13 protein-coding genes are annotated in these 13,493 nt (G+C 51.4%); 9 read left to right on the top strand and 4 right to left on the bottom strand.

The window, feature by feature from the left end:
- Window positions 1-160 precede the first annotated feature (160 nt).
- Entirely contained in the window at window positions 161-1,891 is a 1,731-nt protein-coding gene (locus DFR42_RS12990) for a vWA domain-containing protein (protein ID WP_245936948.1), read from the top strand.
- Between the two features lie 64 nt (window positions 1,892-1,955).
- Here DFR42_RS12990 and DFR42_RS12985 read toward each other — a convergent pair whose 3' ends face one another.
- Window positions 1,956-2,384: a VOC family protein gene (locus DFR42_RS12985; RefSeq protein ID WP_110255563.1), complete on the bottom strand. Its 429-nt coding sequence runs from the start codon at window positions 2,382-2,384 to the stop codon at window positions 1,956-1,958.
- A 225-nt stretch (window positions 2,385-2,609) separates the two neighbouring features.
- On the opposite strand from DFR42_RS12985, the gene corA reads away from it, so the two are divergent.
- Together corA and DFR42_RS12975 are read left to right on the top strand one after the other, a co-directional pair.
- Window positions 2,610-3,578 (top strand): magnesium/cobalt transporter CorA, encoded by a 969-nt coding sequence (gene corA, locus DFR42_RS12980; RefSeq protein WP_110255387.1) that lies wholly within the window; start codon window positions 2,610-2,612, stop codon window positions 3,576-3,578.
- Window positions 3,579-3,604: 26 nt separating this feature from the next.
- Window positions 3,605-3,997, top strand: coding sequence for a VOC family protein (locus DFR42_RS12975; protein WP_110255386.1), 393 nt, complete (start codon window positions 3,605-3,607; stop codon window positions 3,995-3,997).
- Window positions 3,998-4,007: 10 nt separating this feature from the next.
- On the opposite strand, the gene DFR42_RS12970 is transcribed toward DFR42_RS12975, so the two are convergent.
- On the bottom strand, window positions 4,008-5,483 hold the full coding sequence (locus tag DFR42_RS12970; protein WP_110255385.1) for a serine hydrolase domain-containing protein: 1,476 nt from the start codon (window positions 5,481-5,483) through the stop codon (window positions 4,008-4,010).
- 253 nt (window positions 5,484-5,736) lie between these two features.
- Between DFR42_RS12970 and DFR42_RS12965 the strand changes: the two genes are divergently transcribed.
- The 3 genes from DFR42_RS12965 to DFR42_RS12955 are packed head-to-tail and all read left to right on the top strand — an operon-like array spanning window position 5,737 to window position 7,220.
- Window positions 5,737-6,162, top strand: a complete 426-nt coding sequence (locus DFR42_RS12965) for a GNAT family N-acetyltransferase (protein ID WP_110255384.1) — start codon at window positions 5,737-5,739, stop codon at window positions 6,160-6,162.
- Window positions 6,163-6,222: 60 nt separating this feature from the next.
- Window positions 6,223-6,828: a transglutaminase-like domain-containing protein gene (locus tag DFR42_RS12960; RefSeq protein ID WP_110255383.1), complete on the top strand. Its 606-nt coding sequence runs from the start codon at window positions 6,223-6,225 to the stop codon at window positions 6,826-6,828.
- Between the two features lie 20 nt (window positions 6,829-6,848).
- A complete protein-coding gene (locus tag DFR42_RS12955) occupies window positions 6,849-7,220 on the top strand; it encodes a nuclear transport factor 2 family protein (RefSeq protein WP_110255382.1) in 372 nt (123 codons plus the stop codon).
- 64 nt (window positions 7,221-7,284) lie between these two features.
- Here the strand turns inward: DFR42_RS12955 and DFR42_RS12950 are convergent, their stop codons facing one another.
- Window positions 7,285-7,728 carry a hypothetical protein gene (locus DFR42_RS12950; protein WP_146218839.1) on the bottom strand — a complete coding sequence of 148 codons (444 nt, stop codon included), beginning with the start codon at window positions 7,726-7,728 and terminating at the stop codon, window positions 7,285-7,287.
- Window positions 7,729-7,987: 259 nt separating this feature from the next.
- Here DFR42_RS12950 and DFR42_RS12945 point away from each other — a divergent pair, with 259 nt between their 5' ends.
- Window positions 7,988-8,431, top strand: coding sequence for a thioesterase family protein (locus tag DFR42_RS12945; RefSeq protein ID WP_110255380.1), 444 nt, complete (start codon window positions 7,988-7,990; stop codon window positions 8,429-8,431).
- Between the two features lie 116 nt (window positions 8,432-8,547).
- Here DFR42_RS12945 and DFR42_RS12940 read toward each other — a convergent pair whose 3' ends face one another.
- Window positions 8,548-11,289 carry a TonB-dependent receptor plug domain-containing protein gene (locus tag DFR42_RS12940; RefSeq protein ID WP_110255379.1) on the bottom strand — a complete coding sequence of 914 codons (2,742 nt, stop codon included), beginning with the start codon at window positions 11,287-11,289 and terminating at the stop codon, window positions 8,548-8,550.
- A gap of 187 nt (window positions 11,290-11,476) precedes the next feature.
- On the opposite strand from DFR42_RS12940, the gene DFR42_RS12935 reads away from it, so the two are divergent.
- Complete coding sequence (locus tag DFR42_RS12935; RefSeq protein ID WP_110255378.1) at window positions 11,477-12,265, top strand: substrate-binding periplasmic protein; 789 nt, start codon at window positions 11,477-11,479, stop codon at window positions 12,263-12,265.
- Between the two features lie 39 nt (window positions 12,266-12,304).
- On the top strand, window positions 12,305-13,489 hold the full coding sequence (locus DFR42_RS12930) for an MFS transporter (protein ID WP_245936947.1): 1,185 nt from the start codon (window positions 12,305-12,307) through the stop codon (window positions 13,487-13,489).
- Window positions 13,490-13,493: the final 4 nt, after the last annotated feature.

The raw sequence follows: 13,493 nt of genomic DNA, 5'->3' as shown, positions 1-13,493 counted from the left end.
ATTGGCGACTAATACTTACTTGTTTCTTCCTTTTGAGCGAATCTCAGCTTTGGCTTAGTGCTGGTTCAGTTTTTGCGTAATTTTATTGCATTGATGTCAACCTCGCGACCACTCTGGCCGTTAAGCGAGGATGCCAGACATGAACTGAAAGGAAGATCAATTGATAACGCCTGTGCCGGACTGCTTGCAGCCGTATTCCCCTCCTGTATTTGCTCCGCTGCTGTCTTCACTGGCAGTCCTGCTTGCATCTGTTGCATTGCTGGCTTGCACACATGCTCCTGAGCAATCCAGCGTAGCAGAAAGAATGGCACCTGCACCAGTTGTAGTCGCAGTACCGCCACCAATGCCATCAATGGCACAAATCGCACCAATGGCACCAAGGTTGGCTGTAGACGGTTCGTCGCGCATAAAGGGGCTGTCTTATGAGTCGTCGGCCTATACTCCATCGCAGCCAGCCAATACCGCCAAATACCAGGAATTTGCCGACAACCCCTGGAAGCGGGTAGCTGAAGAGCCCTTATCCACTTTCAGTGCAGACGTAGATACTGGCAGCTATGCGAATGTGCGCCGCTTCATCAACCGCGGTCAGTTGCCACCGCGTGATGCTGTGCGTGCTGAAGAGATGGTGAATTATTTTGGCTATGACTATGCTGGCCCCAAGGCTGGTGATACCCAACCTTTCAGCATCCATGCACAACTGGCAGCCGCACCCTGGAAGCATGAGCATGGTTTGCTGCGCATCGCCATCAAGGGCAAAGATGTTGCCAAGGAGAGCTTACCTGCTGCCAACCTGGTTTTCCTGGTGGATGTATCTGGTTCCATGTCGCCTGAAGACCGTTTACCGCTGGTGAAGTCTGCATTGAAATTGCTGGTCGCTCAGATGCGGCCAATAGACCGCGTCAGCCTGGTTACCTATGCCAGTGGCACCAGTGTTGTCTTGCCTGCCACCGCGGGCAGTGAAAAAGAAAAAATCAATAATGCCATAGACAGGCTGGTGGCATCTGGCAGCACCGCGGGTGAGGCTGGCATACGCCTGGCTTATGCCCAGGCACGTGAAGCCCATATCAAGGGTGGTATCAACCGCGTCTTGCTGGCTACTGATGGTGATTTGAATGTTGGCGTGACTGATCCCAAGCAACTGAAGACCCTGGTGGAAGCAGAGCGAAAATCTGGTACCGGCTTCAGTACCCTGGGTGTAGGTGACAGCAATTATAATGAAGCCCTGATGAAGCAACTGGCCGATATCGGCGATGGCAGCTATCACTATCTCGATACCCTGCAAGAAGCGCACAAAGTGCTGGTCAATGAATTCACCTCCACACTGGCAGTGATTGCCCAGGATTTGAAACTGCAGGTGGAATTCAATCCAGCCAATGTCAATGAATACCGTCTCATCGGCTATGAATTACGCGCACTAACCCGTGAGCAATTCAATGACGATAAAGTGGATGCTGGTGATGTCGGTGCCGGTCATACTGTTACCGCCTTGTATGAAGTCATACCCAAAGGTGTGGCAGGAAAGGTCGATGCCCTGCGTTATCAAAACAAGGAGAAGCCAGCTGTCACACCTGCTGGCAATGTGGCCAATGCTGGTGAACTGGCCTGGATCAAGGTGCGCTATAAAGATCCTGGCAGCAGTACCAGCAAGCTGATTGCCTTTGCCGTCAAACAGCCTGCTCGTTTGCCAGCACTGGATAAAGCAGATAGTGATTTTCGCTTTGCTACAGCCGTTGCTGGCTGGGCACAATGGCTGCGCGGCAGCAGCATGATAGACAACTTCAGCGCCAATGATGCCGTGGCCATAGCCCGCGAAGCTCGCGGCAATGACCGCTATGGCCACCGTGCAGAATTCTTGCGTCTGGTGGAATTGTCAGCGACTTTGAAACGCTAGTGACCAGTCAGTGACAATACAGTCAGGCTGGCTGGGGCAGCGTGCCCCGGCTTGCCAGGCTAGTCTATAAAAGAGGGCTGCCTGTGGCAACATTGGGCGGCCCTTTTAATTCAACCACATTGCCTTCCGGGTCGCTGATGTAGATGGATGGACCTTCCCCCTCGGCCCCATAGCGCTGTTCAACAGCACCGGCTGCTACGCCATGGGCTTGAAGGTGCTTGCGTATGCCGTCAGCATCAAAGGGTTCTACCCGCAGGCACAGATGGTCCAGGTTGCGGCCTTCCTTACCTGGCGCTGCACCACCCATGCGGCCCAGCTTGCCGCTGACAGGCACCAGGTCTATCAATGACCTGCCTGCACGCAGCTGTACCAGGCCTATCTCGTCTTGCCTGCGCTCTATTGTGCAAGGCAAGACCTCGCAATAAAAATGCAGCATGCTGTCCAGCTTGCTTACCCTGAGAACCAGATGATCAATTTCACGTATCTTGAACATGATGTCTACGGTTTTAAGATGATAATTTTGTATCTTAGGCTTTTCGGACATTTTTTGCAGGCCATGCACTGCAGTAGTTCACGGTAGTTCATGAAAAGTAATAGCCAATAGATATGTATGTTGCTACAAAAACCCTAAATAAAATACCTGTCCACCCCGCCCACAGGCGTAAAACAGGTTTACAATCCAGCCAAACCAAAGACTTTGCTTTTCCGGAATTTGCCTATGATTAATGTCTTCGTCTTGCACAATGGCCGCCTGAGCCAGATCAACGTGGAAAACCGCGCTGATCTTGAAAATACCCTGCCTATCTGGGTCGACCTGACTGACCCCAATGAAGAAGAGCGTGAATGGGTAAAGAGCATCTATGGCGTGACCTTGCCGGGGGAAGACGAGGTCAAGGATATTGAGGCATCGGCGCGTTATTACGAAGCCGACAATGGTGACCTGCACCTGCGCACCGACTTTCTGATCGACGATGATGATGAACCGGCCCGTACGGTGACCGTGGCTTTCATCCTGGCGCGCGACATTTTGTTCTCTGTCCATACCATCGATTTGCCGGTGTTCCGCCTGGTGCGCATGCGTGCCCGTTCGCGCCCCGGTTCGATTGCTGATTACAAGGATGTCTTGCTGGACCTGTATGCAACCGATGCTGAATACTCAGCCGATGCGCTCGAAGGCATTTATCAAAACCTGGAAGATGTCAGCCGTAGTGTGCTGCAAAAAAACTTCAGCGATCAGGACGCTGCCGCCGCGCTGAACTCGATTGCAGTAGAAGAAGATTTGAATGGCCGCATACGCCGCAATATGATGGACACCCGCCGAGCGGTCAGCTTTTTGATGCGCGGCAGATTACTGAATGCTGACCAGTTTGAAGAAGCACGCCAGATTTTGCGTGATATAGAATCACTCGATGGCCATACTTCATTTTTGTTCGACAAGATTAACTTTTTGATGGATGCCACCGTCGGTTTCATCAACATTAATCAGAATAAAATCATCAAGATATTCTCGGTCGCCAGTGTGGCCTTCTTGCCACCGACCCTGATCGCCAGTATCTATGGCATGAACTTCAAGGGCTGGTTCCCCGAACTGGACTGGCAACTCGGCTACCCGTTTGCGCTGGCCCTGATGCTGGGTTCTGCTATAACCCCGTTCTGGTACTTCCGCCGCCGCGGCTGGCTGAAGTAAAAAGCGCTTAGTAGAAAGTAATATTCATGCCTGCAATCGCCCTCGGCCATTACAATTTACGCGGTGACCGCGCTACGCTGGAAAAACTCAGGGATTTTTATATCCACTATGTAGGTCTGGCAGTAGGGCCGCGTCCGCTGAAAAGCTTTGGTTTCTGGTTATACGCCGGTGGTCGCGATGTCTTGCATTTGTCAGAAAACCGTCCCGGTGAAACACGCCAGACAGAATTAAAAACCGGCTTTGACCATGTTGCCTTCAGTTGCCTGGATTTGCCAGCCATGCTGGCGACGTTGAAAGCCGGTAATATCCCTTATCGCCATGCCACGGTAGAAGCGTCCGACGGTTTTGCCACCCAGCACCAGGTATTTTTCAGTGACCCTGAAGGCAATGGCATAGAGCTCAATTTTGTTGAAGCTTAGTTATTGAGAGTTACTGAGCACCTAATGCCAGCAAACGCTTGCTGGCCTGCTGGTTATCGGGATTGCGCTTGAGCGACAACTGATAATTTTTGATCGCCAGTGCGGTATCTCCCGATTTTTCATATGCCTCGGCCAGGCTGTCATAAGTATTTGCGCTGTCTGGATACAAATGCACGGCCAGCTTGAAGACTTCGATTGCCGCGCTTGTACGGCTTTGCTCAAGCAGGCTATAACCCCAGTTATTCAGAACACCTTCAGACAGGCTGAAAGCCGCATCCGCAGCGTTCAGTTTTTGATACTCAGGCAGCAATTGCGCATAGCCTTGCTGTTCCAGTATTTGTACCAGACTGGAAGGTGGTGCATGCAGGACCAGAGGGAAGGCGCTATTGATGATCTTGTTGCCAATATCGGCAGTACTGATATCGGCATTCGTCAACACCACCGTACCTACACCCGTCTGTTTGTCAAAACCCATATAGCTATTGTAGCCAGCAGTCTTGCCGCCATGCGTGAGTATCATGCTGCCATGCATTTTGTTGTGCCTCCCCCAGGCCAGCAAAACAGGTTTGCCTGCTTCAAAGGGCAGCTGCATTTTTTCCATGATGTGCTTTAAAGGCGTATCAGTCTTGCCCATATTGGCTGCCAGAAATTTAAGCATGTCATTGACGGAGGAACGCAAAGCCCCGGCTCCCTCCAGCGAACCCAGATACCATTCCGGCGCGGGCATGATTTCAGCCTTGATGGCATGGCCCGTGGCCAGGTGTTGCCGCATTTTTTCATCCATACGGATGCCTGTGCCATACATGCCAAGAGGGATAGTGATGCGCTGTCTGACGAGCTCTTCATAGCTGCTGCCAATACGCAGGCTCAGCGTGTGAGCAAGCAAGCCCACACCGAGATTGGAATACTCACTCCTGGCTCCTGGCTCGCGCGGTAACTGATAGCCAGAGAGAAAGTCATATAGCCGTTCTGTCGTGAAGGAGGCATATGGGCTGGCCAGGCCATTGCGCACCATATCAGGCGGTACTCTGGGCAAGCCCGAGCGATGCACCGACAAGTCAGCCAGGGTGATCTGTCTGTCGCCTTTTGCGGGCATGCGTACAGTGGCGGGCAAGTATTTTGCGACTGGGTCTTGCAGACTGACTTCAGATTTTTCTGCCATATCTACCAGCAACAATCCCGTAAACACCTTGGTGATGGAACCAATTTCAAACAGACTGTCGCCATCGACAGCACGCTTCCTGCTCAGATCGGTATAGCCATGGCTGATGACCCTGCTGCCTCGCTCGTCTATGACGCCAACCACCATGCCCACCCCTTTCTTATCAACATTGATGCGCTGTTTCATCAATGCCAGGATTTCAGCGTCTGTCAGTGGTGGCGCGGCAAATGCTGGCAGGGAAAGGCAGCTAAAAGCCAGCAATAATATGGGGGAGAAAACGCGAGGCAGACAGGGACGCGGGATGGGTTTGTTCATATTTTTCATATGCGCTTTCAAATTGGACTGATGGAAATCAAGCCGGTATGGATAAGTTATGGCGTCGATTTTTTACCGGATGTGAGTAGGATGACTATAGATAAACCATTGCCAGTGCGCAGCCAGATTCCGACCAAAGCCAAAAAACCTGGAGTAAAACCTGTGTTTTCATGACTAAAACAGGCTGTTACCCTGTCTGCTGTTTTGCACCTCGTTTGCACATCTGTGATAAATTCCTGTACTCGTTTTCAAGCTGAAAAAAATGACTACTGAACATACTGCTCATCACTATCAGGCCATTGCCGCCATACCGGATGTTGCAACTTATTGCCACTTGCGCCAGGCCGCAGGCTTAAGTGCCAAGACTGCGGAGGCAGCCGCACGCGGCTTGCCAGCCAGCCTGTTTGCCGTGCAAATCACGCTGGATAATCAGGTCGTCGGCATGGGACGTGTCATAGGGGATGGTGGCACTGCATATCAGGTGGTGGATATTGCAGTGCTGCCTGAGCACCAGGGCAAGGGCCTGGGCAAGATGATCATGCGTGAGATCATGCAGTACTTACAGCAGCATGCGCCGCCATCTGCCAATGTCAGCCTGATTGCTGATGGCCCGGCACAAGACCTGTATGCACAATTTGGTTTCAAGCACACGGCACCTGCTTCGGTAGGGATGGCCTATAAAGTTTAAACAAGTTAAGTTTGAAATAAATTAAGTCTTAAGCAATTCAGCACAAGGATGAAAAGACGCATGGAAGAATTTCTGGCAAACAGCACTTATATAGACTGGCAACATCCGGCCGTGATGGCGCAGGCACAAGAACTGGCCGCAGGCACTGAAGACCAGGCAGAGATAGCAAGACGCTGTTTTCATTTTGTGCGTGACCAGATCAGGCATAGCTGGGATTACCGCCAAAACCCGGTCACCTGCAAGGCTTCTGATGTGCTGGCGCATGGCACAGGTTATTGCTATGCCAAGAGCCATTTGCTGGCGGCCCTGTTACGTGCCAATGGTGTTCCTGCAGGCTTATGTTACCAGCGCCTGACCATAGGCAATGAACCACCGTTTTGCCTGCATGGCCTGAATGCAGTTTATCTGCCAGAACATGGCTGGTACAGGATAGATGCTCGTGGCAACAAGCCTGGCGTGCAGGCAGAATTTTGTCCGCCGCAAGAACAACTGGCCTTTGCCATTAACACCGCTGGTGAGCAAGACTTCAAGGGTATCTGGGCAGAGCCACATTCAACCGTGCTGGCAGTGTTGCTGAATCAGCCTACAGTCGAAGCCGTCATGGCGCATTTACCGGATGGTGATTTGAGTACAGATGCTACACCTGCCAGCCTGGCACATTCCTGATTTATTTTTTATTGAAGATCATGACAACGAATATTCATCCTGACCCTGAAGCCGTGGTGCAAGCCCAGCTCGATGCCTATAATGCCCGCGATGTTGAGGCCATACTCAAGACCTATGCCCTTGATGCGCAACAGTTTGAATTCCCGGGCAAGCTGCTGGCCAGCGGCCATACAGAAATCCGCCCGCGCATGGCTGCACGTTTTGCTGAGCCCAATTTGCATGCCAGATTATTGCGCCGGGAAGTGATAGGGCATATTGTCATAGACCATGAAGAAGTGACACGCACTTTTCCTGAAGGCACGGGCCGTATGGAAATGATTGCCATCTATGAGATCAAAGACGGCCTGATACAAAGTGCTTCGGTGGCGCTGGGTGCGAAGATACTCGATTGAGTCGAAAAAAATGCCTGCAACATATTGCGGGCATTTTTTCTGGGACTGCCGAAACTAAGCTGAATTACAGTGCAGCTTCCAGCGTAGTCCTGATCGCCTTGGCGCGGTCATCGACATAGTCAGCGTTGCTGAAAGGTTTGAAATTAATGGTCAGCACGCCATCTTCAAATTTCACGCCGTTTTCAAATGCCATTGATGGTGCAGTTGCTTCATCATAGTGGAACTTGATGGATTTCAGTTCGGCAGTCAGGGCTTCCTTGCCCATGGCATCGGCAGTGACTTCACCCAGGGCCTTTGCCGTGGGGTTGAAGAAAATATTGGTCCAATAGTCATCATGAGCATAAAATTCTTGTTGGCCCGATACAGCGATGCTTTCCCAGTCCACCTCAACCTCTACCGGGAAGCTGGCAGCAGTATGCAAGTCTTCCAGTTTTTTGCTGAAAGTGCTTTCTTTGTAATCGGCTACGGCACGGCGTTCTGCCAGATTCATTTTTGGTTTGTCACTCACTTTGTCTTCCTTATCAATACATTTGTACAGCGCTATAGCGCCAGATAATCCGGTAATACCGTCAAAACCTTGTCTGGTCTGCGGTGATGTAAAGTTAACATGCACGAATGCCCTTGTTCACTATACGAAGGTATGGCCAGAGACATGGGCTTGTTTCTAAATGTAATTGATATGTGCTTGTGAGCTGTGCTTCATCAAACAGAAGATGGCGGTAAACACGGTAAAATGTCGCATCTATCTCTTAATTTCTTTCATTATCATGGCACGTCTGCAACTGCATTTCCCTGAGGATCAATACTATTTTTCTACCCAGTTGACGGTGCGTGTGACCGATATCAATGGTGCCAATCATCTGGGCAATGATTCCATGATCTCCATGATTTCTGAAGCCAGGGCACGTTTCCTGTATGACTTTGGCATACGCGAAACTGCAGCAGGTGGCAGTGGCATCATCGTCACCGACCTGGCCACCACCTACAAGGCAGAAGCCCATGCCCGTGACCAGTTATTGTTTGAAGTGGGTGTCATGGACTTTAATAAGTACGGCGGCGATATCACTTTCCGTATCACCCGCCCGGCTGACCAGACCCTGATCGCCATGGCTAAATCAGGTTTTGTGTTTTTTGATTATCGTGCAGGGCGTGTAGTGGAAATGCCAGAAGATTTCACGGCCAAGTTTGCGAGGGTGAATTTTCTGGATTGATGCGGGGTGATTTTTGTGGGCCTGCTTTGCGCACCAGACTTTCATAAAAATCGAAAGAACCGGTGCGCGCAGTCTGGGGGCTGGCTCTCCCTCATTGAGAGAGCCAGCTTGCAACATCAGGCACCAAACTTGTAATTCACTTCTACCCAGCCCTGACGGCCAAATGGTGTGAGTGAACCAACCGGGTAATAAGGCCAGCCGCCACTGTAGTCATACTTGATCTTGTTGAAGACATTGTTGACGATGACTGAGACACTGAGGTTTTTGTTTGCCTGATACACCGTGCTCCAGTTGGCTACGCCAGTTGGTGACAGATAATACTTGCCAGAACCATTTGGTATCTTGCCATAACGTGTCACCGTCAGGGTATTTGACCAGTCACCCTTGTTCCAGTTGAGGCTGGTGATGAGTTTGTCGCGCCAGTCGCTATTGCCAAGATCGGCCAGGTCATCATATAGCTCGTCATTTTCAAATTGCTTGGATTTCTTGCTCAGCACTTTGCTGTAGTTAGCCTTGAGAATGAAGTCACCGTAGCCGCTGGTTTTTAACTGATACCTGCCGCTGATATCGATACCGCTGGTCGCCTGATATGCTGCATTGATAGGGTTGACCCAGATTTCCTGTATCTCGCCAGCACGGCTCAGCGCATCTTTTGGATAACGCTTGATGCGGTTGATGGTGTCAGCGCACAGGCTGGAATTGATATCACGCTTGCCCGTGCGGCAATCAGCTTCGTCACGCAATAACTGGTCAGAACTCAGGTTGACGACCATGTCGCTGATCTTGATATTCCAGTAATCAAGAGAGACATCAAACTGGTTGCTGGGTGACCAGACCACGCCCAGGCCAAAGGACTTGCCTTTTTCTGATTTCAGGTCAGGGCTGCCAAACTGCACGTAGTTGGCACCTGGCGAGTAGCCCGCATAATCACAATCCTTGAGTTCCTTGCCCTCTGCCTTGCAGCGGTAATAATCGGTGGTGCTGGAGTAATAGCCGGTACCGCGTGCCTTGAAGATATAGTTCATATCAGGCGCACGGAAGCTGGTCGCATAATTGCCACGCAACAGCAGCTCTTTCGTGGGGCGAACTTCCAGACCGCCGTTATAGGTCAGCTTGCCATCCTTGCGCCCGGCAAAATGATAATCATCATAGCGTCCCGCCAGGCTGGCCGTGACTTCTTTCAGCAAGGGTACATAGACTTCTGCACCAAGGGCATAGCGCTGGCGTGAGCCATGTACGTCATCGGATTTGGTGACTGTATTGAAGTAGCCCTGATTCACCCTTGGATCAACCACGTTATCAAAACTCTGGCGACCGATCTCGGCGATACCGGCAGTTTTAACCGCGCCTGCAGGCAATTGCCAGAGTTCAGTATTCACCGCCAGGCTCAGGGTTTGCGTGCGTGAACTGTCAGAGCTGCGCGATGCACTTGTGATCTGGTCAAATTCTGCCGGTGTCAGCCTTTGCGTCAGACGTTGCTGGTCTGGTGCGTAGATGGCTATGCCAGCCTTGTCCAGGCCCAGTTTTGGGCCCAGGAAAAACTGATCTATATTTGCCAGTGTACGTGGGGCGACGTTTTCACTGCGATAGGCTGATGCGCTATAGGCAGCTTCATAATTCCATTGCGTTCCCGGTATCACACCTTTTATCCCAAGATTGATGCCAACTGACTGGTCATCCCACAGGCGGTTAAAGCGGTTAACGCCATTGATTTCTTCTGGTGCAAAGACTTTGCTCCAGGCTTCATAGGCATTGGTATTCTTGTTCCAGAAATAGCTTTGATTGGTGGAAGAAGAAACCCAGCTTGGTGAACGGGTATCGTTTTCTGTCTTGTTCTTGCCAAACAAAATATCGGCGAACAAGGTGGTGTCGGCATTCAGGTCCAGGTTGGTACTGTTGAATAAATTCAGGCTCTGGTTCTTGGTTTGCACAGTCCAGTGCATAGGGCTCAGGCGAGGGCTGGCGCAATAATTGCCCTTGCTGGTTTTGTAGTTGATTTGTGAGTCTTCAAAGAAATCACTTTGCTGGCTACAGGTATCACCGAGGTCCAGATAGCGGCCACTCTTGACATCCTTGCGGTAAAGCGTGGCGCTTGGAGTTGCGCGTGTCGCCATGAAGTCGCGCTGGGTTGCGCGTAGCGGTTCGCGTTCACTGTATTCCAGGCTGAACAGGCTGCGCAGTTGCTCTGTATTGGCTGTGCCAGAAAACTGTACACGCTTGTTACTGCCACCACCACGGTCAGTATCACCCACTTTGACATTCAGGTTATAACCCTGGCTTTGTTTTTTGAGAATGATGTTGACCACACCGGCAATTGCATCAGAGCCATAGATTGCAGAGGCACCACCATTGAGTATCTCTATGCGCTCAACGATATTCGAGGGGATGTTCGCCAGGTTGGTAAAATTGATCGTACCCGTATACGCAATAGGGAAATCGGCCATGCGCCTGCCATCCAGCAAGATCAGGGTATGATTGGGGCCAAGGCCGCGCAGGCTGATGGTATTTGCTGAGGGAGTAAAGGTATTGCCAAAGTCCTCGCCCTGGGTAAAACCAGAGTTTTGTACTGCATTATTGAGCGCATCAAAGACATTCTTGTAGCCTTGCTTGGTGATCTCTTCGGCGGTGATGATGGTGACTGCAGCAGGGCCTTCCAGGCTGGCGCGTGGTATGCGGGAACCAGTGATGACGACGGAATCGGGCTTGGCATCCGCCTTGGGTTCTGTGGTCTGGGCAAAGGCATTACTGCTATAGGACTGACTATAAAAAATCGCCAAAAGGCAAGCTGTCAGGGGCTTAAGTACGGGCTTGAGTGTGGGCTTAAGTGCGGGCTTACCGGGGTAGTTTATATGCTGCATAGGTCTTCTCATGAATGAACGAAGACCGGAAAATATCAAGAATATATTTATATGAACACGAATATATCCGTATATCAACATGCATAGCTTGACTGGTATTACAATTCCTGCTGCGACCTAAATTTACATTTCCACAGGAAATGTATGGCACACTCTTGCAAGTGGTCTCGTCATCCTTCAAATCAGAATGCGCGCAGCAAGCATAAAAAATATCTGGCTCAGATTTACCATGGCCTTGCTGTATTGCCTGGCAAGCCTGTGCTGTATTGTCAGCCATGCCGAGACTATCACTCTGGTTGGTGAAGATAGCTGGTATCCGTATTCTGCCATCAAGGATGGACAAAACCGCGGCTTTGCCGTGGATGTCATCAGGGCAGCCTATGCTGCTGTGAATATTGATGTCAAGTTCATCGCCACACCTTATTCACGCTGTCTGATGCTGGTACAAAGCGGGCAGGAGCTGGGCTGCTTTGACAGCCTCAAGGATGCCAAGCTGGAACCTGATTTCATCTTCCATAAAGAACCCATCTTCAAGGCCAGTGTCGGCATCTATGCCAGGACTGACAGCCCACAAAGCAGGGTCAGCAAAATCAATGTGCTGGAATTGCACAAGTACATCATTGGCATCACCCATGGTTATACTTATGGCACGGCATTTGAAAAAGACACACGCATCGTGCGTGAATCTGCCCCCAATGACTTGTCCAATCTGCGCAAGCTGATACTGGCGCGTTCAGACTATTCGCTGATTTATACACGTGTGGCAGATTATCTGACCAGCACCCATCCTGAAGAATTCAAGGGAGCTGTCCAGCAAGTGGGTATTCTGGTGGAAGATAATCTGTATGTCTCATTCTCCAAACGTCGTCCTGAATCTGCACGTTATGCCAATGCCCTTGACCAGGGTTTGCGCCAGATCAAGGCCAATGGCGTGTATGCGACCATAGAAAAAAAATGGGCCAGGCCAGAGCCATGAATGTCAAAATACAGATTACAGTAAACCGCAAAGCATTCCATGTCTGAGATACCAGGTAAAACAATCAACTATCCCCATCATCAAGTTCAACCCCGACAAGCTCTCTCCACCCGGCTGACTTTTCTGGCGGCTGGCCTCGTAGTTTCTGCCTGGGCACCACTGGTGCCGTTTGCCAAGGACAGGCTGGCCCTGGATGAGGCGGCACTGGGTTTGCTTTTGCTGTGCCTGGGTGCTGGCTCTTTATGCGCCATGCCCATGACGGGCATGCTGTCGGCGCGTTTTGGCTGCCGACTGGTGATCTTGATGACAGGTGCGCTGACTTGCCTTATCCTGCCTTGCCTGGCGATAGTCAGTAGCCCGCTGCTGTTTGGCCTGACGCTATTCATGTTTGGTGCTGCCGTGGGCACACTGGATGTCGCCATGAACATACAGGCAGTCATCGTCGAAAGAAATAACGGTGCTGCACTGATGTCTGGTTTTCATGGCATGTTTAGTGCCGGTGGTTTTCTCGGTGCTGGCACCATGGCCCTGCTGTTATGGCTGGGCATGAATACGCTGGCTGCCAGTATTTGCCTCAGCTTGCTGGTCGCCAGCATGCTTGCCCTTGCCAGCCCCCACTTGCTGCACGAGCTGGAAGCATCTGAGCGTGATGGCCCGCAATTCGTCATGCCGCATGGCGCAGTTATCTTCATCGGCGTCTTGTGTTTCATCGTCTTTCTGGCAGAAGGTGCCTTGCTGGACTGGGGCGCACTATTGCTGACTGCAGGCCGGGGTATGGATGCCGGGCAGGGTGGCATAGGCTATGCCGCATTCTCGGTCGCCATGACACTGGGACGCCTGACGGGCGATCGTGTGGTGCAACGCTTTGGTGGCAAACTGGTCATGCTGGCTGGTGGTATTTGCGCTGCTGCCGGTTTTTTTGCGGCCGTGCTGGCGGCATCTCCCGTCATTGCCGTCCTGGGTTTCATCTTGATAGGTATAGGTGCATCGAACATCGTTCCCATCCTGTTTAGTGCCGCTGGCAAGCAACATGCCATGCCCGCCAGCCTGGCCATCGGTGCCATCACCACCATAGGCTATGCAGGCGTGCTGGCAGGCCCGGCGCTGATAGGCTTTGTTGCCCATGCTTTCAGTTTGAATATGGCATTTGCAGGCCTGGGTATTGCCATGTTGCTGGTCGCGGCTTGCGCCAGGCTCAGGCTGTTTTCCGGACAGACGGTTTGACTGG

The organism is Undibacterium pigrum, from assembly GCF_003201815.1.
Classification (GTDB): domain Bacteria; phylum Pseudomonadota; class Gammaproteobacteria; order Burkholderiales; family Burkholderiaceae_D; genus Undibacterium; species Undibacterium pigrum.
This window is presented reverse-complemented; position numbering and strand designations above follow the sequence as displayed.

Coding starts and splice junctions, on each gene's coding strand:
- DFR42_RS12975 (WP_110255386.1), top strand. CDS start 3,605: ATGCCTGCAATCGCCCTCGGCCATTACAATTTACGCGGTGACCGCGCT.
- DFR42_RS12945 (WP_110255380.1), top strand. CDS start 7,988: ATGGCACGTCTGCAACTGCATTTCCCTGAGGATCAATACTATTTTTCT.
- DFR42_RS12965 (WP_110255384.1), top strand. CDS start 5,737: ATGACTACTGAACATACTGCTCATCACTATCAGGCCATTGCCGCCATA.
- DFR42_RS12985 (WP_110255563.1), bottom strand. CDS start 2,384: ATGTTCAAGATACGTGAAATTGATCATCTGGTTCTCAGGGTAAGCAAG.
- DFR42_RS12935 (WP_110255378.1), top strand. CDS start 11,477: ATGCGCGCAGCAAGCATAAAAAATATCTGGCTCAGATTTACCATGGCC.
- corA (WP_110255387.1), top strand. CDS start 2,610: ATGATTAATGTCTTCGTCTTGCACAATGGCCGCCTGAGCCAGATCAAC.
- DFR42_RS12960 (WP_110255383.1), top strand. CDS start 6,223: ATGGAAGAATTTCTGGCAAACAGCACTTATATAGACTGGCAACATCCG.
- DFR42_RS12930 (WP_245936947.1), top strand. CDS start 12,305: ATGTCTGAGATACCAGGTAAAACAATCAACTATCCCCATCATCAAGTT.
- DFR42_RS12940 (WP_110255379.1), bottom strand. CDS start 11,289: ATGCAGCATATAAACTACCCCGGTAAGCCCGCACTTAAGCCCACACTC.
- DFR42_RS12970 (WP_110255385.1), bottom strand. CDS start 5,483: ATGAAAAATATGAACAAACCCATCCCGCGTCCCTGTCTGCCTCGCGTT.
- DFR42_RS12955 (WP_110255382.1), top strand. CDS start 6,849: ATGACAACGAATATTCATCCTGACCCTGAAGCCGTGGTGCAAGCCCAG.